Below are 17,776 nucleotides of genomic sequence, written 5' to 3' on the forward strand. Positions count from 1 at the left end.
CTTGTCATCGCTGTTCATGGTCCGCGATGCGGTCCGTGCGAATGTCGGTGCGGCGCGCCTCCCCTTGTCGCTGGTCATCCCCGACCTGGCCGCCGGAACGCTGGTGCAATGGGGCGACGTCACCGGGCCCGAGGTGGCGCTATGGGCGCTCTATCCATCCCGCCGCCTGCTGAGCGGGCGCGTGTCCGCCTTCCTGAATTTTCTCAAAGAGGCCTTCCCCGAGGGAAGTCCTGAGGAATTGGCGGCTTACATCCGGTGATGCCGCTGAATCGAGCTTGGCCTACAGCAATTCGCGCGCGGTGTCCGGAACTTCGTAAAGCACACTCGTTGCCATGATGCTCTCTAACGTTTGACATGAGAGGCGGCGCCCGGCTTGCCGGGCGACGTCCTCTCGATGGAAGGGTTAGGCCGCACTGGGGCTGCAAGGTTCGCTTTCAGTTTCTTTTCTCCGAGAAATAGCTGGTAGCTCAGACTAGGCAACGGCTCCGCCATCTTCGAATGACTGCCATTTGCTCTGGCTCATTGGTGATTGGCACTCTTGTCCACTGATGTTGGGTGCTGAAAATGACATCGCTCGATTGAAGCTCCATATGCAATGTGTGCTGTGTTGCCTGGAGCCGCAGTTTTGCTTTGAGCGTGGTACCGCCACTAGGCTCCTGTCTGGTTTCGATGTCGGAAAAGTTGGCTTTGACTGCAAGGGTCAGATTCATCATCTTCAGAGAGTTTGGGTGTTCAGTTGGATATGACATCGTCGACGACTCTTTCTGTGCGGCCTAACGTAGAAATGACCGGACCACCAACATGAGCGGCGGAGCCGCAGCCTGCTGTTGTGGGTCCGTGTCGATTGACAAGTTAGGTTTCACCACCAGCCTTCTTTCGAACGTGAACCAGTGCTTCATAGAGAGCTCCAATGAAATCCGTCTTTCGATCTTCAATTCGATACCGCACAGATGCTAGCGGAAACGACTTCGATGGCGGGTTCTCGCCAATGAGCGCAAATTCGGTGCCGTTTGCGTCAGACACTACCATCCACCGAACCGGCAGACGCTCGATGCAGTACTGACCAAGTGCCGCGCCTACTATGGACTCGACTTCCGCTGGGGATTCTTTGGACCCGTTCATTTGGAGCCATGCGGCGAAGGCCGTATCAAGGTTTGCCAGCAAATCCGGTTGGACTCTGTTCGAGGCAACGTACTTGCCGACGAACGCGCCGGCCCTATCAGCACTTTGTCTCAGACGGGCGATTTCCGACACTGTCGCGCTACGGGAACCACCTTCAAACTTTCCGTCATCCGGCCGCACACGCTCTTTGTACGTGATCGTTCCGCGCGATGACTCGAAAGACGTCGCGTCGGGTCCCTCTTTGCAGCCGAGGAGAACCAACGCTCCAAGCATGACTGTCGCGATGCGCATCGGTCGCACGTGACACCTAACTTTGATATATCCCGCAAAACTGCGGAATAACATGGCCGCCAGTCAGATAACACCGGCGACTATGGTTCAGAAAATTGTTTGAAAGCATGGGCCTATCTCACTATTTTGTATAAATGGACAGGTATAACAACCCTGACAAAGTCGCCGCACCAGCTTTGCAGTCCACGCGGTTGCTGGACCAGGTGCGTGTCTGCTTTGCGGTGAGGCAGTCGTAGGGCCGCTTTTGGCCGAAAACAGTCATCTTAGCCGCGGCTGCGTCCCACAGCAGACATGAGCGCCGCAAAACATCAGTTCGCGGCGGCAGAACTCACGCCAGTCCTGAGCGACCMTGTCAGCCGCCCACCGCCTTCCCCGTAAAGACCGCCAGCTGCGCCTCAAAAGCCCGTTGATAAGCCGGCCGTGCCACGCCGCGGGCGATATAGGCCGACAGCGTCGGGTATTGGTCCAGCAGGCCCGAGCTCTCCAGCCTGCGCAGCACCGTCACCATCAGCAGGTCGCCGGCGCTGAAGGCGCCGTCCAGCCAGTCGGCATCACCCAGCCGGCTGGAGAGGTCGCCCAGCCGCGCATGCACGCGCTCGTCGAGCAGGGTCAGGCGCTCCGCATACCAGGGCTTGTCCTGCTCGAAAAGCATGGCCATGGTGCGCTCGATGATGGGCGGCTCCACCGTGTTCAGTGCGGCAAACATCCAGGCGATCGCGCGGGCACGGGCATTCGTGTCGTGGGGCAGCAGGCCGGCATGGCGCTCCGCGATATGCAGCACGATGGCGCCCGACTCGAACAGCGTCAGCTCGCCGTCTTCATAGGTCGGGATCTGCCCGAAGGGATGGAGGGCTTTATGCGCGGGCTGCTTCATGGCCGCGAAAGACACCAGGCGAACCTCGTAGGCCTGGCCCACCTCTTCAAGCGCCCAGCGCACGCGTGAGTCGCGCGCCAGGCCCCTGCCGCGGTCGGGCGAGCGTTCAAAGGCCGTGATGGTGGGGAGGGGCAGGGTGTTTGTCTGGGTCATGGTGCTTTCTCCTTGGCTGGATGTCTCGTTGGGTGCCGGACGGGCGGGTTTTCGCTCATCTTCTCTCTGACGACGTTCGGGGCGGGCCCAAATCGACATCTTCCAATAAATTTTTCGCGGTTTCCCAAAGATTGCCTCATCGAGTCCGCCGACCCCCGTCGACCGGAAAAAGTTCGACCATATGAAATATATATAATCCATATACGTTTCATGTAAAGAATGTAGAGGATATAAAGGCCAACCATGGGTATTGTCAAAATTTCAGACCTGATGCACGAGAACCTGCGCGTGGCGGGCAACGCCCTGAGCCGGTCCATTAATTCGCAGGCCGAGCACTGGATGCGGGTCGGCATGCTGACCGAGATGCACCCGGACCTGGATTACCGGGAGATTTGCCAGCTGCTGGTCCAGGCTGAACTCGCCGGCGGCCTGGACATCGTCACCGCCGCCACAGCCCAGGCCGGCAAAGCGCGGCCGGCCTCTGCCGGTAAACGCTGATGGCCCGCGGCGTCGTCATCAAGTCCCCCGAGCAGATCGCGATGGCGCGGCGGGCCGGCCAGCTGGCCGCAGAGGTTCTTAGCATGGTTGAGCCGCACGTCGTGCCCGGCGTCAGCACCGAGGCGCTGGACGCCATCTGCCACCAGCACATCGTGAACGTGCAGGGCGCCATCCCCGCCAACGTGGGCTACCTCGGTTATCCCAAGACCATACTGACCTCCGTCAACCAGGTGGTGTGCCACGGCATTCCCTCGCCCGACAAAATTTTGAAACAAGGCGACATCGTCAACATCGACGTCGCCGTCATCAAAGACGGCTGGTTCGGCGACACCAGCCGCATGTTTTTTGTCGGCGCGCCCAGCGTGCTGGCCCGGCGCYTGGTGGAGACCACCTACGAAGCCATGCTGGCCGGGATCAAGCAGGTCAGGCCCGGCGCCACCCTGGGCGACGTCGGCCATGCCATCCAGTCGGTCGCCCATCGTGAGAATTTCAGCGTGGTGCGCGAGTACTGCGGCCACGGCATAGGCCAGGTCTACCACGAGGACTTGCAGGTGCTGCACTACGGCCGGCCCGGCGAAGGGATCAGGCTCGAACCCGGCATGGTGTTCACCATCGAACCCATGCTCAACGCCGGCAAACGCGAAACCCGGCAACTGGCCGACGGCTGGACCGTGGTGACCAAAGACAGCTCCCTGTCCGCCCAGTGGGAACACATGGTGGCTGTCACGCCCGATGGCTATGAGGTGCTGACGGCCTGGCCGGGCGGCACCGGGGCTTACGCGCCGGTGTGACCCGGCTTTAAGCCACTTACTTCTTCCCCTCCACCTGCTGCGCCCAGCTGGCCGTGTTGCTCTTCCCATCCAGGAAAGGCAGCACCGTCGGTACCAGGGCCGGCGCCAGGAAGAGGTCGTAGTGCGTGAAGCCCGGCAATATCGCCAGCCGGTTCTTCGCCATGTGCTCGCGGCCCCAGCCCGCGTCCTTCAGCCCGCCACCCAGCAGCTGGTAGAACTTCATGATGTGCTCCGGCCGGYACATGTCGCTGTCGCCGAAGACCAGCATCACCGGCATCGCCAGCTTCTTCACGTCCTCCGCATAGTCATAAGGCTTGCGCATGAAGGCGCCCATCTGGTCCAGCAGCTTGGGGAAATCCTGCGGGCGCGGCGCCACCGCGGCGTAGGACTTGTACATCGGGCTGTCCTTCATCATGTCGGCCATCGCCGCGCCGACTTGCGCCTGCATGGGCAGCATCTCCGGGAAGAAGCCGTCTTGCGCGTAGCCGGCCGACACCAGCGCCAGCCGCCGCACGCGCTCGGGGTGTTGCACCGCCATGCGAAAGCCGACACCGCCGCCCAGCGAATAACCCATCACGTCCACTTTGTCGTAGCCGAGCTGCTTGACGATCTGCGCCATGTCGTCGCCCATGTCGACCACGCTCATGGGCCGATCCGTCAGCGCCGTCCGGCCATGGCCGTACAGGTCCACGCCAATCACCTGGCGGGTTTTGACAAGCTCCGTCAGCACCGGGCCGAACATGTCGAAGTCGCCCAGGCCGCCATGCAAAAGCAGCAGCGGCTCGCCCTTGCCGTGCACCTGGTAGTGGTAATTGACGCCGTTGACGCTGAGGTAGCCGCTCTTGACCGGCTTGCTGTCCTGGGCGTGGGCCGCGACCGGGACGATGGTGGCAACGGCTACCGCGGCGCTGAGCAGCGGGGCAAAAAGAGTGTGCAGGAACTTCATCGATTTCTCCTTGGGTTAAAAAAGCGAAACAGGTAAAACAAGCAAAAGGCCTCATGGGGCTTTTTGGCTTGCTTCCCTGTTACGACGATCAGCTCTGGAGAATTCGACAAAGTCCGGCTACGTAGGCCTATACGTGATAAAGGTGAGGGCCTAGGCGGTCGCCTGCACCGCCGCCATGTCCATCCACACCGGCTCGAACACATGGCCGTCCGGGTCCTGGAAGGCGCGCGAATACATGAATCCCATGTCCTGCGGTGGGCGAACATCGGCCTTGCCGCCGGCGGCCGCCGCGGCTTTTGTGATGGTGTCCACTTCCTCGCGGCTGTCGCGCGACAGGGCCAGCAGCACTTCGCAAGTCTGCTGCGCGTCGGCGATACGTTTGGCGGTAAAAGTCCCGAAGTACTCGTGCGTCAGCAGCATGAAGCTGATCGACTCCGACCAGACCATCATTGCGGCCTGCTCGTTGCTGAACTGCATGTTCTGCTCGCAGCCGATGGCCTTGTAAAAGCGCAAGGCGGCGGCAAGATCCTTCACGGGCAGGTTGACAAAAATCATCTTGGGCATGGGGGTTCTCCTTTGGGTTGGTTTGGGGTTAAGGTAAATCCGCGATCAGTGGCTCAGCAGTTCAGTAGCTCAATGGCTTGGGGAGCGGGTAAAGGTCATATGCGTGACGCCGACGGGTGTCGAGACCGACTCGATGTCGTAGTCCTTCTCAAGTCCCTCCAGCCCGTCCCACAGCCGTACACCGCGGCCCAGCAAAATGGGCACCACCACGACGTGCATGTGGTCCACCAGCCCGGCCTTGAGGAACTCGCGCAGCATGGTCGGGCCTCCGCCCAGGCGTATGTCCTGGCCACCCGCGGCCTTGCGCGCCGCCTCCACTGCCTCCGCGGGTGATGCGTTGATGAAGTGGAAAGTGGTGCCGCCCTCCATCTCGATAGGCGGGCGGGTGTGATGGGTCAAAACAAAGACCGGTGTATGGAATATCGGGTTGGGGCCCCAGTGGCCCTTCCATTCCGGGTCCTTGTGCCAGCCGGGGTAGCCATATTTGCCGGCCCCCATGATCTCGGCGCCAATGTCCACCGAAAAAAGCCGCAGAAAGGTATCATCGACGCCCGACGTGCCGCCCGTCTTGCCTATCATCCGGCGGCCCCACTGGGTTTCAAACATCCATTCGTGCAGCCGTTCGCCCGCATGGCCGAACGGAGCCGCCAGGGATTGGCCCTCGCCGGTTCCAAAACCGTCGAGCGAGACAGTGACGTGTTGTACGCGAACAAGTGACATAGGGCGCTCCTTTGCTCAGGTGGGGGTGGGTGAATGAATCAAGGGTAAATCATGAAGCTTCCACGCGGCGGTATTTGTCGCCCACCTCCGCGCGTATCGGCGCCGTATCGTAGATGATGGTCATGGTCGCTATCAGGCCCTGCGCGTCGAAATCAAACAGGTCCACGCAGCGAAAGCTCACGTGCGATCCATCGGCCAGCTCCCACTGGTAGGTAAAGCACACGGTAGCCCGGCGCGAGCCGGCCGCGCTCACAAACACTTCCGGGTCCTCCAGCACGCTGCGCCGCGTGGCCGCCTTCAGCTGCTCAAAAAACTCCCCCGCCGGCTGCATGCCCAGAAAGGGCGAGCTCACCATGCCCTGGGGGCTGAACAGCGATACGACGCCGGGCATATCGCCCGCGGCCAGCAAGGCCAGGTACTTATTGATGACGTCAATATAGGCGAGTGCGTTCGAGCTGATGACCATGGTGTGGGGAAGGGACGTGTTGGGAATGAATGAACAGGGCGCCATCGTAGGAGCACCAGCGCACCCGCACCATCGAAAGATTTTGGGGTCAGCCATGTGCGGCGCGCATGGCTGCCGCCGCTGTGTCACCACTGGGCCACCAAGATAAACTGCGCGCATGCCCGCCTTGCCGCCCCTCTATGCCCTGCAGGCCTTCCTGGCCGCCGCCGACTGCGGCAGCTTCACAGGCGCGGCCACCCGGCTCAACCTGACCCAGGGCGCGGTGAGCCGGCAGGTGCAGTTGCTAGAGGAATATTACGGCTGCCCGCTGTTTGTGCGCGTGGCCCGTGGCCTGACGCTCACCGCCGAAGGCCAGCAGTTGCTGGCACCGGTGCGCCAGGCGCTGGAGACTTTGGCCCAAGCCAGCGCCCGCGTGCGGCGCGGCGCAGCAGATGTCCTCAGGGTCCAGTTCCCGCCCACCATGGCCGTCAGGTGGTTTTTGCCGCGCCTGCCGGCGCTGCAGGCAGCGCTGCCCGGCCTTGAGATCCGCGTCGCCACCCATTGGACAGATGCGCCCGACTTCAGCAACACCGATGCCGACGCCATCATTGCCCACGRCAAAGGCGGCTGGCCGCATCTGGTCGAGGTGCCGCTGATGCGCGAGCGCCTGGTGCCCCTGTGCACACCCCAGCTGGCCGCCGGCCTGCGCGAGCCGGCCGACCTGGCGAATGTGACCCTGCTGCATGCCACGGCCAGCCGGCATGAATGGTTGACCTGGCTGCGCGGCGCAGGTGTGCCCGAGCTGCAGGGCGCGCGTGAGCAACTCTTTGACACGGTGGACATGTGCGTGCAGAGCGCCGAGCGTGGGCTGGGGGTTGCGATTGCTGATGCTGCACTGTTCACTGACTTGATTGCCTCGGGTGGCCTGGTGAAGCCCTTTGACATTGAGGTCGACAGCGGGAACGGCTACTTTCTGACTTATCCGCCTCAACGGCGGGAGCAACGGAGTATCCGGTTGTTTGAGGAGTGGATGTTGGGTGTGTTGCGGGGGTGAGGCTGGCCGAAGTGTTCCACAAAGCGGGGGTTCACACATTTCAGGCGGGCTACGGAGATGCCGCTTAATTTGGATTCTGAGGTGCGGCGGTAACGGCGGCCGCTACTTCCTCAGCAGAAATCTGATCCAAAACATCGAAGACGCGAATTAAACCGGCAGCGTAAGTGACAACATAGTTCAATGTGACCACTCTTCTGTCAGATGCGATTAAATTCGATGCCTTAATGGCCGCACCATGCTTTCCCCAGTAGTTTGCCAACATATCAGGACTCAGCTCATTGGCAAGTCCTTGCTTGGTGGGGTGATAGCCATCTTCTTCATCCCCAGACCAAATTCCACTAGTTAAATTGGAAAGGCAGTAGTCCAAGAAATGCTCGATGTTTCGAGGGCTGACTTGGGGATTGAAGCATACGTCGAACATGTAGTCATTAACATGCTTGGCTATTTCTCCGCCGTCAGCGGCTCCCGTGGCGTCGTAATACCCACATCCGACTCCTGACCCCGTGCCAGCCTTTCGGTTGGCTAACTGATACACAACGAAATTCTTTGTCATTGAACGGGATCCGAGAATCAGATCCCGTAGCTTTTCTTCTCCTTCCGTACCTGTTGCTTGAGAAAAATGAAATTCGGCTGAGGCACCCAGAAAATCTGCATCTGAGGTCGCGTCTGTGTCGTCAAAAATATTTCGCTTCGTGTCAATGTATCTCGATTTGAAAAGTGAAAAAATACGCTGAGAAATCGTACGCATTCCCGCAATTGCTAAAGCTGTCACCGGGCCACTCGTCGGCGCAAGCATGTCATCGTGGACTATCAGAGCTGTGTGTAAGTTGTAAATTTGCCCTTGCCTGTCTGCGCTGCACTGGAGACGGAAAAGCATTAAATCAAATAACCCGAGCACGCCTCGGTTCTCTGCTGCAAGTCGATCAATCAAGCTGTTCCCTGAATATTTATCCTCGCCGTATATTCTGTATGCGATCTCAATGACATTCTGGGATGTATTTGGAAGTCTCTTACCGCTAGTTCTCCCCCAGCCTGCCCGATCAAGCAATCTGATCAACGTATAGATGGACCGATGTCGTAGGCCGCGATCGCCAACGTCAACCGATGAGTACGCCGGTAGTTTTTCGACTAGTGTGTCAATTGAGTTATCTGCGACGACGTTCCTGAATTCATACGATTGACTCACCAAGATTTGCCAGAACTGATCGTGCGCGGCTTCCCCCCGGTTTAGTTTGAATTCGTCGCCCGACAAAATCTGATTAATAGGTGCGCCTCCAATAACTTTGGCGACGGCATTTTGATAGAGCTTGAACGTCTTTCTTGGTTCTGGCGCGGAAAATTTAACAATGAGCGTTAAATAAGCTTCAAGATTGCGATAAGGCTTGTGATTGAAGCATGCCCGCGATGCCAAAACGCTTTCATCGACTGAACCGTATGTATCTAATCCCAGCGAGCTCGCGCTGAAAAGTTGATCCAATAGGAACCGATCCAAGCCTTTACACGACCCAACAATAGTGTCGTAGCCGTCATCATTTACGTACTCTCGCCCGCTTGCTCCAGACCTCGTTTTCATAGAGAAGATGCCGGAACGGTCTTCGGTCTCCTCCATGTAAATACGTCTGAACATCCCAGGATAATTTAGGTGAAGCAATAACAAGTTAATGAGATCACGGCCATGAAAATCGGTATGTGCTAGATCTGTTTTCTCGATCTGCATCAACAGCATAGCGTTTACAAAGCGCTTTAATTTCCTCATGTCCCCGATCAAGGACATGTACTTCGAGGTATGTTCGTCATCCTCAAGAATGTCGGCGAGTTCGCTCAACATAGACTCGAGCTTCAACATCGTTTCTGAGGGAATGGATTGGTATTTTTCCTCTTCCTTATTCCAGTCTCGTCTTAAAAATCGAATGATGGAGGAGCGGTCTATAAATAGGCTTAACTTGATGTTGACAAATTTCTCAAGAAACAGCCTGGCTCGCTCACCTTCATCCTTGCTAGATATTAAATTCTCGGTGTCGTAGCAGAGAATGTACGCAGCTTGAGTGAGTCTGAAAGTGCGCCGGACAGTAAACAAGACGTTGTTTACCGCGTTGGGCTCTAGCCTATCCAAATCATCGACCACCACTATGAGCCTACGCCGAATCCGCTTTAGTACGTCATCGATATCTTTCAGCAATTCGTCAATAGTTTCGACGGATGGCTCGATCTCCAGTTTGAACCCAAGGAAGGAAAAATCGGCTTTCCCTTTTAGCATGCGTGAATAGCGTGTGGCGGCCGCTCGGAACTCAGGAACAAAAATTTGGTGTTGTATTTCGGCCGAAAGGTCGCGTAGAAATCTTTCCGCTAGATCGGGATCTGACGCGTACCGCAGTGGCTCGAATCGAAAAACAATTACCTCGCTGCTCGCGTTGAATTTCCAATAGTTACTGGCTAGATTAATGAAACTTGTTTTTCCAGTTCCCCAAGGCCCATCGAGGCCGTAGACAAGCCCACTGTTTGATCCGCTCTCAAGAACTGTCTTCGCAAAGCGCGTAGCTTGATCTTGATTGGCGAGTACATCATCCGCTGGGTTATCTATCTCGTCGTCAGTCAGGAAATAAAGTTGGGGGATGTCCTCTTTTCTTCCGGCTAGCCATGCGCGAATGAGCGATGAAGTGATCATTAGAAGAATGAAGGCTATCAACAGTAGCGTCCATAGCGAATTGGTTTTGGCTACGTGCTCATGGAATGGCTCCATGAATGAGAAAAGAATACTGTTTGCCCAAACTCCAAGTAACACCGAAAGCAGGAGGTCAACTCTTCGACTACGCCTGAGTCGGGCCATGCTCCCAATCAATTTTCGCGATATCGCGTACCAAATTAATACAGCCAACACTACCCCGACAGCTGCGAGTCGAAGATGTGAGTCGACGCGTTCCATCTGGGCTGCCAAGCCGCTGCCGCCAATGTATGTGACGTGAAAGACCTCGGCTAACACGAAGCCCAGCGCCAGAGCTCTGGAAAATACGAGCAGTTCTGGCATCTTTGTTGATGTGCGATCTCCTTCCATATCGAAATCCCTTTTGTATTTTTATCTAGATGTCGCGGTCTATTGATTTCAATATCACCGCAATCGCTTTTCGAAGTATCTGTTCAGTACTGCCAATCCGCTCCCGAATAAAGGGGAATTTTTGGCGAGCTTTGTTTTTAGCATTGTGGGCTGGTAATGAGAGGGGGGAATCCTGTTACGGAAATAGGAACTCGATACGATGCCCTAACTGAATCATCTGTTTTGCAAGACGCCGTAGTGAACACTTTGCAAATAGTGGAAGTTCCTCCAGAGGATTTTTCTTCTTACGGGTAAGAACGACAACCCTCAGTGTCCAAGTTCCTGCGTACGGGCGGCTGGTGGTTAGGTCGGCATGTACTGAAATCTTGTGCTTGGTAGAGTACGTGGAAAGAGCTGTTCTAAAGCCTGGGTTTGGGGAGAACAGTAGTTCAACCGAACGCCGAACTTGTTCGCAAAGATGGCTTAGTGGTGCCGAGGTATCCRCACGCTTGACGAAGTACATGGCCTTATTCTTGTTGTCAAGAAAATCACACACTTCGAATTTCGACTGCCCACCGCCGTAATGAATGTTTTTCGCATCCAGTAGGGAGTACTTGCCGGCAGCGGAGGCCAGTTGGTTGTATTTAGCTTCTTTTGAAGCTCCGTCCCAAGCCAGAAGAGAGGATGGGGTGGTTGGAACTGAAAGGCGCAGTTCGTTCAGCAATGTTTTGAGGAATGCTGGCTCTGCGGCGAACCAACGACCTTCCGCCAATATATGCGGAACATTATTCAAATTTACCTCGGTGGCGAGGCACGAAAAAATGTCAGTGGTGAAGAGTTCCTTTAGCTGATCATCGAAGCAATGGACAGCTGTTCCTTTTGCCGTTGTCAGTGAGGGGGATTGGTTTTGTGATTTTAGGAAACTCCTCCAGTCACTTTCTGCCAAGAAATTTTGCGTCGAAATTGTGGATCCTTGTTTTGCTACTTGCTTTCTCCCTAAACTGAAGCTGTCGGGGGTTAGTTCAGAGTTTCCTCTTTTCCCGTGAGCGACAAGCATTAAACTGCTTGGCCAATTTGCCGACCCAAGTTGCGTGTCTAAGGCATTTTCGAGTTTGAGTTGCAAATTCGTATCGTTTACCGGGACAAGGTAATCCACTTCGGGCCACATCTTCCGATAGCCTGTGTTCTGAAATTCAACAAAGCATGCATCTAGGACTGCACTCAAGTCGCTAAGCGTCAAGCTGATTCGTAAACTTTGTCCGCCGCGAACTTTGGATCCCTTTGGGAGAAGTCCTTCGAGTTTCTTGGACGCGGTTGGTTTGCCGCCTTGAACTGTAAGAATCCCACTGAGCTTCCCTTCTACAACTTCAAGTAGATCTCTATCCGCATCAAGATTAAAAGTGTCTTTTGTTGATGCGATTGGCGCTCTATCCGTCGAAATATGTCGGAGCGCAAATACCTGCTCTGTACGCAGTTCCAGCAGCTGATCGATGGAGAGCACATTTAGCGCAACGGTTCTGCCAAAGTTTGGCTCAAGCCAGTCATCATTAAGGCGTTGCCAGCCTGACCCGAAAGACAGGATGAAATATCGATTTGTCAGATCGGGAGGTATCGGATTACGCGCTCCCGTAGGTCGCAGCATTAGCAGCGCACCGACGGTTTTGGAGTCAATATCAGGAAAAGAGCCGGTAATGCTGATACCGGCTGACTTTTTGAGCTCTTCGGCCCAATCAGGAGTGCTGCCTTCGGGTTGAAAGGAGAAGAAATCTCCTGAATAGTCCCCGGCTTCTATCTGACAGTCTGGTGCGTTGAACGTAGCTGACACATCCTTCGTCTTGCCCTGCAGGGTCAGGTAGATCGACGCATTTATGGTTCCCATAAAGCCCCTTTTGTTTTAGTGTCCGCTCGAGATGCTCTGAGCGTGACTTGCCCCCTCTGTCATCAGACTCCAGTTAACCATGATCGCTGGTAGTTGAAATCCTCCAATTGGGGGGCTAAAGCTGATTTAGCTTGGCCGTGGCGGCCCACCCCACGTACGCCACCCGGCGTATTCCCCAATCCCCCTCCGGTCCCCAGAATCCACTCATCGTTGCCCTAAAGCCTTGGTTTGACAGGCTTTTGCGCAGCGAAACGCGATTCTTACGTCCCCATACCTATCTACTACCGGAGAGGATTCACCATGACACAACAACGTCGATTCACCCTCAAGGCGATGACCGCCGCCGTCGCACTGGCCGCCCTGGGCGCCGTGCCCGCTTTTGCCCAGGACACGATCAAGGTCGGCGTGCTGCACAGCCTGTCGGGCACCATGGCGATTTCTGAAACCACGCTGAAAGATACCGTCCTGATGGCGATCGAAGAGATCAATGCCAAGGGTGGCGTGATGGGCAAGAAGCTCGAGCCCGTGGTGGTGGACCCGGCCTCCAACTGGCCGCTCTTCGCTGAAAAGACCAAGCAGCTGCTGGGCCAGGACAAGGTCGCCGTGATTTTCGGCTGCTGGACGTCTGTGTCGCGCAAGTCGGTGCTGCCGGTTGTGGAAGAAATGAACGGCCTGCTGTTCTACCCCGTGCAGTACGAAGGTGAAGAGCTGTCCAAGAACGTGTTCTACACGGGCGCGGCGCCCAACCAGCAGGCGATTCCTGCCGTTGACTATTTGATGAGCAAGGCCGGCGGCGGCGCCAAGCGCTGGGTGCTGCTGGGTACCGACTATGTCTACCCCCGCACGACCAACAAGATCCTGCGCGCTTATTTGAAGAGCAAGGGCGTGGCCGACAAGGACATCGACGAGAAATACACACCCTTCGGCCACAGCGATTACCAGACCATCGTGGCTGACGTGAAGAAGTTCTCGCAAGGCGGCAAGACGGCCGTGGTGTCGACCATCAACGGCGACTCCAACGTGCCTTTCTATAAAGAGCTGGGCAATGCCGGCCTGAAGGCCAAAGACGTGCCCGTGGTGGCCTTCTCGGTCGGTGAAGAAGAGCTGCGCGGCGTGGATACCAAGCCCCTGGTCGGCCACCTGGCTGCCTGGAACTACTTCCAGTCCATCAAGAGCCCGGCCAACACCGAGTTCATCAAGAAGTGGTCCGCTTACGCCAAGGCCAAGAAGCTCCCCGGCGCCGACAAGCCTTTGACCAACGACCCGATGGAAGCCACCTACATCGGCATCAACATGTGGAAGCAGGCGGTTGAGAAGGCCAAGTCCACGGATACCGACAAGGTGATCGCCGCCATGGCCGGCCAGACCTTCAACGCACCCTCGGGCATCGTGAGCAAGATGGACGAGAAGAACCACCACCTGCACAAGTCGGTGTTTATCGGCGAGATCAAGGCGGATGGGCAGTTCAATGTGGTGTGGAAGACGCCTGGTCCTGTGAAGGCCAAGCCATGGTCTCCATACATTGAAGGGAACGACAAGAAGCCCGACGAGCCTGTCAAGAAGTAAGAAGCTACTGCGCGAGCCAATCTGGGCTCTGCGGTGCTCACCGTACTGGTGTACGGTTCCGCGCCGCAGAACCCACCTTGGCCCGCTCGCTACGCTTCTTCCAATCTTGACTGAGTGAGGAGCAAGAGGCTGTGGGTGGGTTTAGGCCGGTTGGCCCCCACCCTAACCCTCCCCCAGTGGGGGAGGGGACAAGTCCCAATCATTCATTTCTGGCTCCTTCCCCCGCTGGGGGAAGGTTGGGATGGGGGCCAGCGGCCTTCACCACCCGACAGCCGCGGCCCGGTTCTTGCTCACTGAACAAGACCGGCGCTCACAAGGAAGTTGCAGTCTGGGCGCCCCACCGATAAGCTGGTGCGCGCCCAACCTACAGGTTCTTTCCACATGCTGCTACGCCACTTACTTCTCGCCTTCCTCACGCTTCTGACAGCAGCCCATGCCCACGCCTTGACCGCCGATGAGGTCAAGGGCATGGCCCTGGGCGAGACGGAGGCGCGGGTGGCGGTTTTGGCCAAAGCCGCGGCTGTCGCCGACGACAAGACGGCGGCGTTTATCCAGGCATTGAGCGACGACGCGGTGAAGACCAAAGGCGACAAGGTGTTTGTCGTGAAGGACGACAAGGCTTTTGACCCGATCACGGGCGCCGAGACGCCGCTGCCGGCCGACGCGGAAGACGTGATCAACCCCAACCTGATGCGCAGCGAGATCGACAACGCGCTGGCGGCGCTGAAGCTGTTCTCCAAGGATGAAAAGCAGCGGCGCGACGCGATCAAGACCCTGGGCGGTGATAACGACGAGGCCCGCCTGCCGCTGATCGAAAAGGCCTACGCGGCCGAGACCGTGCCCGAACTGAAAAACCAGCTGGAGCTGATGCGCTCGGCCATCTTGCTGGGCAGCAGCGACAAGGCCAAGCGCCTGGCCGCTGCCGCGCAGCTGGCCGGCAGCAAAAACCCCGCCACCAAAACCGTGCTGATAGAACGCCTGGGCACCGAAACCGATGCCGACGTCAAGGTGGCGCTGCAGGCGGCGCTGGCCAAGGTCGAGGCCTCGCTCGAATGGGGCAACAAGCTGGGCGCGATTTTCAGCGGCATCAGCCTGGGCAGCATTTTGCTGCTGGTGGCGCTGGGCCTGGCCATCACCTACGGGCTGATGGGCGTCATCAACATGGCGCATGGCGAGCTGATGATGATTGGCGCCTACGCCACCTATGTGGTGCAGGGCCTGTTCCAGCGCTACCTGCCGGGCCTGTTTGATTGGTATTTGCTGGCGGCCGTGCCTGTGGCCTTTATGGCCTCGGCGCTGATGGGCGCGGCGCTGGAGCGCGGCGTGATCCGCTTCCTCTACGGCCGGCCGCTGGAGACCTTGCTGGCCACCTGGGGCATCAGCCTGATGCTGCAGCAGCTGGTGCGCTCCATCTTCGGCGCGCAGAACGTCGGTGTCGAAAACCCGGTGTGGATGAGCGGCGGTGTGCAGGTGCTGGGCAACCTCTCGCTGCCTTACAACCGCCTGGTGATCATTGTCTTTGCGGTGGCGGTGCTGCTGGGCGTGGCCTGGCTGATCAGCCGCACACGCCTGGGCCTGTTTGTGCGCGGCGTCACGCAGAACCGGCCTATCGCCTCTTGTATGGGCGTCAACACCGCGCGTGTCGACACCTACGCGTTCGCGCTGGGCTCGGGCATCGCGGGCCTGGCCGGCTGCGCGCTGAGCCAGGTGGGCAATGTGGGGCCTGACCTGGGCCAGGGCTACATCGTCGACTCCTTCATGGTCGTGGTGCTGGGCGGCGTGGGCCAGCTGGCGGGCACGGTGTATGCCGCGCTGGGCCTGGGCATCCTCAACAAATTCCTCGAAGGCTGGACGGGCGCCGTGCTGGCCAAGATCGCCGTGCTGGTCTTCATCATCATCTTCATCCAGAAGCGGCCGCAGGGCATCTTCGCGATGAAGGGCCGCAGCGCAGAAGCCTGATCATGAGCACCCCGATGGCAACCCCCAACACCGCGGCCTCCCGCGTGCATCTTCCCGCCAAGGGTCCGCTGCTGACGCGCGGCGGCTGGAGCGCCTTCATGATGGCGCTGATCGCCGTCTGCGCTATCGCGCCCATGCTGAATCTCTGGGTGCCCGAGGGCAGCATGTTCCACATGAGCACCTATGCGGTGGCGCTGCTGGGCAAGATCATGTGCTACGCGATCTGCGCGCTGGCGATGGATTTGATCTGGGGTTACACCGGCATCCTCTCGCTGGGGCATGGCGTGTTCTTCGCGCTGGGCGGCTACACCATGGGCATGTATTTGATGCGGCAGATCGGCCGCGACGGCAATTACAAAAGCGACCTGCCGGACTTCATGGTCTTTCTGGACTGGAAGGTGCTGCCCTGGCACTGGACTTTCAGCGACAGCTTTGCGGCGACGCTGTTCCTGATCGTCGCGGTGCCGGGCATCGTGGCCTTTGTGTTCGGCTTCTTCGCTTTCCGCTCGCGCATCAAGGGTGTGTATTTTTCGATCATCACCCAGGCCATGACCTTTGCGGCCATGCTGCTGTTCTTCCGCAACGAGACGGGTTTCGGCGGCAACAACGGTTTTACCGAYTTCAAGCGCATTTTGAACATCCCGCTGGCCACGCCTTCGATGCGCATGACGCTGTTTGTGCTGACGGGCCTGACGCTGCTGGGCTTCTTTTTGTTCGCCAAATGGCTGGTGGGCAGCAAGTTCGGCCGTGTGCTGCAGGCGATACGCGACGCGGAAACGCGCGTGATGTTCTCTGGGTACAACCCGCTGGGCTACAAGCTCACGATCTGGGTGATCTCGGCCGTGATGTGCGGTGTAGCCGGGGCGCTGTATGTGCCGCAGGTCGGCATCATCAACCCCAGCGAGATGAGCCCGGCCAATTCGATCGAGATTGCGATCTGGGCGGCGGTGGGCGGCCGTGCCAGCCTGATTGGACCAATAGTCGGCGCCTTTATCGTCAACGGCGCCAAGAGCTGGCTGACCGTGGCCTACCCTGAGTTCTGGCTGTACTTTTTGGGCGCGCTGTTCATCAGCGTCACGCTCTTCCTGCCCGATGGCGTGGTGGGCCTGGTGAAAAAGCTGCGCAAAGGCGGTGCCAAATGACCCCCGACCTGCTCGAACAAGGCGCGCGCCGCGTGGAAGAGCGCCTGGCTGCGCTCGAAGCCGGCAAATCCAATACCGAATCCGGCGGCCGCAGCGCCAGCGGCAGCCGTGTGGCCCACCCCGCCGGCGAGGTCGACGTCACCCACGGCCGCATCCTGTATCTCGAAGACGTGAGCGTGAGCTTTGACGGCTTCAAGGCGATTAACAAGCTGAGCCTGGACATCGCGCCCGGCGAGCTGCGCTGCATCATCGGCCCCAACGGCGCCGGCAAGACCACGATGATGGACATCATCACCGGCAAGACCCGGCCCGACGAAGGCACGGTGTTCTTCGGCAGCACGATAGATTTGCTGCGCCACAAGGAAGCCGAGATCGCCCAGCTGGGCATAGRCCGCAAGTTCCAGAAGCCCACGGTGTTCGAGCAGCTCACGGTGGTTGAAAACCTGGAGCTGGCCCTGAAGACCAACAAAGGCGTGAAGCACTCGATGTTCTTCAGGCTGGACTCCGCCCAAAGCGACCGCCTGGCCGAAATCCTGGTGACGATTCACCTGGCCGACAGCGTGGGGCGGCTGGCCGGCAACCTGAGCCATGGGCAGAAGCAGTGGCTGGAGATCGGGATGCTGCTGATGCAGGATCCGAAGTTGCTGCTGCTCGACGAGCCGGTGGCGGGCATGACCGATGAGGAGACTGCGCGGACGGCTGAGTTGTTCCTTACGCTCAAGGGGCAGCATTCCTTGATGG

At 58.2% G+C, this 17,776-nt stretch carries 16 protein-coding genes; 8 read left to right on the forward strand and 8 right to left on the reverse strand.

The annotated features are described in order from the left end of the window. Nucleotides 1–259 (forward strand): LysR substrate-binding domain-containing protein (locus AC1D0P_RS08015; RefSeq protein ID WP_477676247.1); only part of this gene is annotated, 259 nt, incomplete at its 5' end. A 593-nt stretch (nt 260–852) separates the two neighbouring features. Here the strand turns inward: AC1D0P_RS08015 and AC1D0P_RS08020 are convergent. Then, entirely contained in the window at nt 853–1,413 is a 561-nt protein-coding gene (locus AC1D0P_RS08020; protein ID WP_477676248.1) for a DUF3806 domain-containing protein, read from the reverse strand. Nucleotides 1,414–1,765: 352 nt separating this feature from the next. After that, nucleotides 1,766–2,440: a glutathione S-transferase family protein gene (locus tag AC1D0P_RS08025; protein WP_477676249.1), complete on the reverse strand. Its 675-nt coding sequence runs from the start codon at nt 2,438–2,440 to the stop codon at nt 1,766–1,768. Between the two features lie 243 nt (nt 2,441–2,683). Here AC1D0P_RS08025 and AC1D0P_RS08030 point away from each other — a divergent pair, with 243 nt between their 5' ends. Next, a complete protein-coding gene (locus AC1D0P_RS08030) occupies nt 2,684–2,938 on the forward strand; it encodes a ParD-like family protein (protein ID WP_477676250.1) in 255 nt (84 codons plus the stop codon). Continuing rightward, a complete protein-coding gene (gene map / locus AC1D0P_RS08035; protein WP_477676251.1) occupies nt 2,938–3,729 on the forward strand; it encodes a type I methionyl aminopeptidase in 792 nt (263 codons plus the stop codon). Before AC1D0P_RS08030 ends, map begins: the two co-directional genes overlap by 1 nt. Before the next feature lie 16 nt (nt 3,730–3,745). Here the strand turns inward: map and AC1D0P_RS08040 are convergent, their stop codons facing one another. The 4 genes from AC1D0P_RS08040 to AC1D0P_RS08055 form a co-directional block, all read right to left on the reverse strand. Then, nucleotides 3,746–4,675: an alpha/beta fold hydrolase gene (locus tag AC1D0P_RS08040; RefSeq protein WP_477676252.1), complete on the reverse strand. Its 930-nt coding sequence runs from the start codon at nt 4,673–4,675 to the stop codon at nt 3,746–3,748. A 150-nt stretch (nt 4,676–4,825) separates the two neighbouring features. Next, a complete protein-coding gene (locus AC1D0P_RS08045; RefSeq protein ID WP_477676253.1) occupies nt 4,826–5,239 on the reverse strand; it encodes a VOC family protein in 414 nt (137 codons plus the stop codon). A gap of 69 nt (nt 5,240–5,308) precedes the next feature. After that, entirely contained in the window at nt 5,309–5,959 is a 651-nt protein-coding gene (locus AC1D0P_RS08050; protein ID WP_477676254.1) for a dihydrofolate reductase family protein, read from the reverse strand. A gap of 49 nt (nt 5,960–6,008) precedes the next feature. Beyond that, nucleotides 6,009–6,425: a nuclear transport factor 2 family protein gene (locus tag AC1D0P_RS08055; RefSeq protein ID WP_477676255.1), complete on the reverse strand. Its 417-nt coding sequence runs from the start codon at nt 6,423–6,425 to the stop codon at nt 6,009–6,011. A 157-nt stretch (nt 6,426–6,582) separates the two neighbouring features. Here AC1D0P_RS08055 and AC1D0P_RS08060 point away from each other — a divergent pair, with 157 nt between their 5' ends. Beyond that, nucleotides 6,583–7,458 (forward strand): LysR substrate-binding domain-containing protein, encoded by an 876-nt coding sequence (locus AC1D0P_RS08060; RefSeq protein WP_477676256.1) that lies wholly within the window; start codon nt 6,583–6,585, stop codon nt 7,456–7,458. Nucleotides 7,459–7,522: 64 nt separating this feature from the next. Here the strand turns inward: AC1D0P_RS08060 and AC1D0P_RS08065 are convergent, their stop codons facing one another. After that, complete coding sequence (locus AC1D0P_RS08065) at nt 7,523–10,510, reverse strand: P-loop NTPase fold protein (protein ID WP_477676257.1); 2,988 nt, start codon at nt 10,508–10,510, stop codon at nt 7,523–7,525. A 175-nt stretch (nt 10,511–10,685) separates the two neighbouring features. Further along, the gene (locus AC1D0P_RS08070) at nt 10,686–12,368 is read right to left on the reverse strand and encodes a TIGR04141 family sporadically distributed protein (RefSeq protein ID WP_477676258.1); all 1,683 of its coding nucleotides are present in this window, start codon (nt 12,366–12,368) and stop codon (nt 10,686–10,688) included. 300 nt (nt 12,369–12,668) lie between these two features. On the opposite strand from AC1D0P_RS08070, the gene urtA reads away from it, so the two are divergent. From urtA to AC1D0P_RS08090, 4 genes are all read left to right on the forward strand, one after another. Beyond that, entirely contained in the window at nt 12,669–13,934 is a 1,266-nt protein-coding gene (gene urtA / locus AC1D0P_RS08075; protein WP_477676259.1) for an urea ABC transporter substrate-binding protein, read from the forward strand. A gap of 381 nt (nt 13,935–14,315) precedes the next feature. Continuing rightward, complete coding sequence (gene urtB, locus AC1D0P_RS08080; protein ID WP_477676260.1) at nt 14,316–15,893, forward strand: urea ABC transporter permease subunit UrtB; 1,578 nt, start codon at nt 14,316–14,318, stop codon at nt 15,891–15,893. A gap of 2 nt (nt 15,894–15,895) precedes the next feature. Further along, a complete protein-coding gene (urtC, locus tag AC1D0P_RS08085; RefSeq protein ID WP_477676261.1) occupies nt 15,896–17,035 on the forward strand; it encodes an urea ABC transporter permease subunit UrtC in 1,140 nt (379 codons plus the stop codon). Continuing rightward, on the forward strand, nt 17,032–17,776 hold a 745-nt coding region (locus tag AC1D0P_RS08090), incomplete at its 3' end, for an ATP-binding cassette domain-containing protein (protein WP_477676262.1). The genes urtC and AC1D0P_RS08090, both read left to right, overlap by 4 nt.

It is taken from the genome of Polaromonas sp. P1_G2 (assembly GCF_056405515.1).

Coding starts and splice junctions, on each gene's coding strand:
- AC1D0P_RS08065 (WP_477676257.1), bottom strand. CDS start 10,510: ATGGAAGGAGATCGCACATCAACAAAGATGCCAGAACTGCTCGTATTT.
- urtB (WP_477676260.1), top strand. CDS start 14,316: ATGCTGCTACGCCACTTACTTCTCGCCTTCCTCACGCTTCTGACAGCA.
- AC1D0P_RS08020 (WP_477676248.1), bottom strand. CDS start 1,413: ATGCGCATCGCGACAGTCATGCTTGGAGCGTTGGTTCTCCTCGGCTGC.
- AC1D0P_RS08050 (WP_477676254.1), bottom strand. CDS start 5,959: ATGTCACTTGTTCGCGTACAACACGTCACTGTCTCGCTCGACGGTTTT.
- urtA (WP_477676259.1), top strand. CDS start 12,669: ATGACACAACAACGTCGATTCACCCTCAAGGCGATGACCGCCGCCGTC.
- AC1D0P_RS08025 (WP_477676249.1), bottom strand. CDS start 2,440: ATGACCCAGACAAACACCCTGCCCCTCCCCACCATCACGGCCTTTGAA.
- AC1D0P_RS08030 (WP_477676250.1), top strand. CDS start 2,684: ATGGGTATTGTCAAAATTTCAGACCTGATGCACGAGAACCTGCGCGTG.
- AC1D0P_RS08045 (WP_477676253.1), bottom strand. CDS start 5,239: ATGCCCAAGATGATTTTTGTCAACCTGCCCGTGAAGGATCTTGCCGCC.
- AC1D0P_RS08055 (WP_477676255.1), bottom strand. CDS start 6,425: ATGGTCATCAGCTCGAACGCACTCGCCTATATTGACGTCATCAATAAG.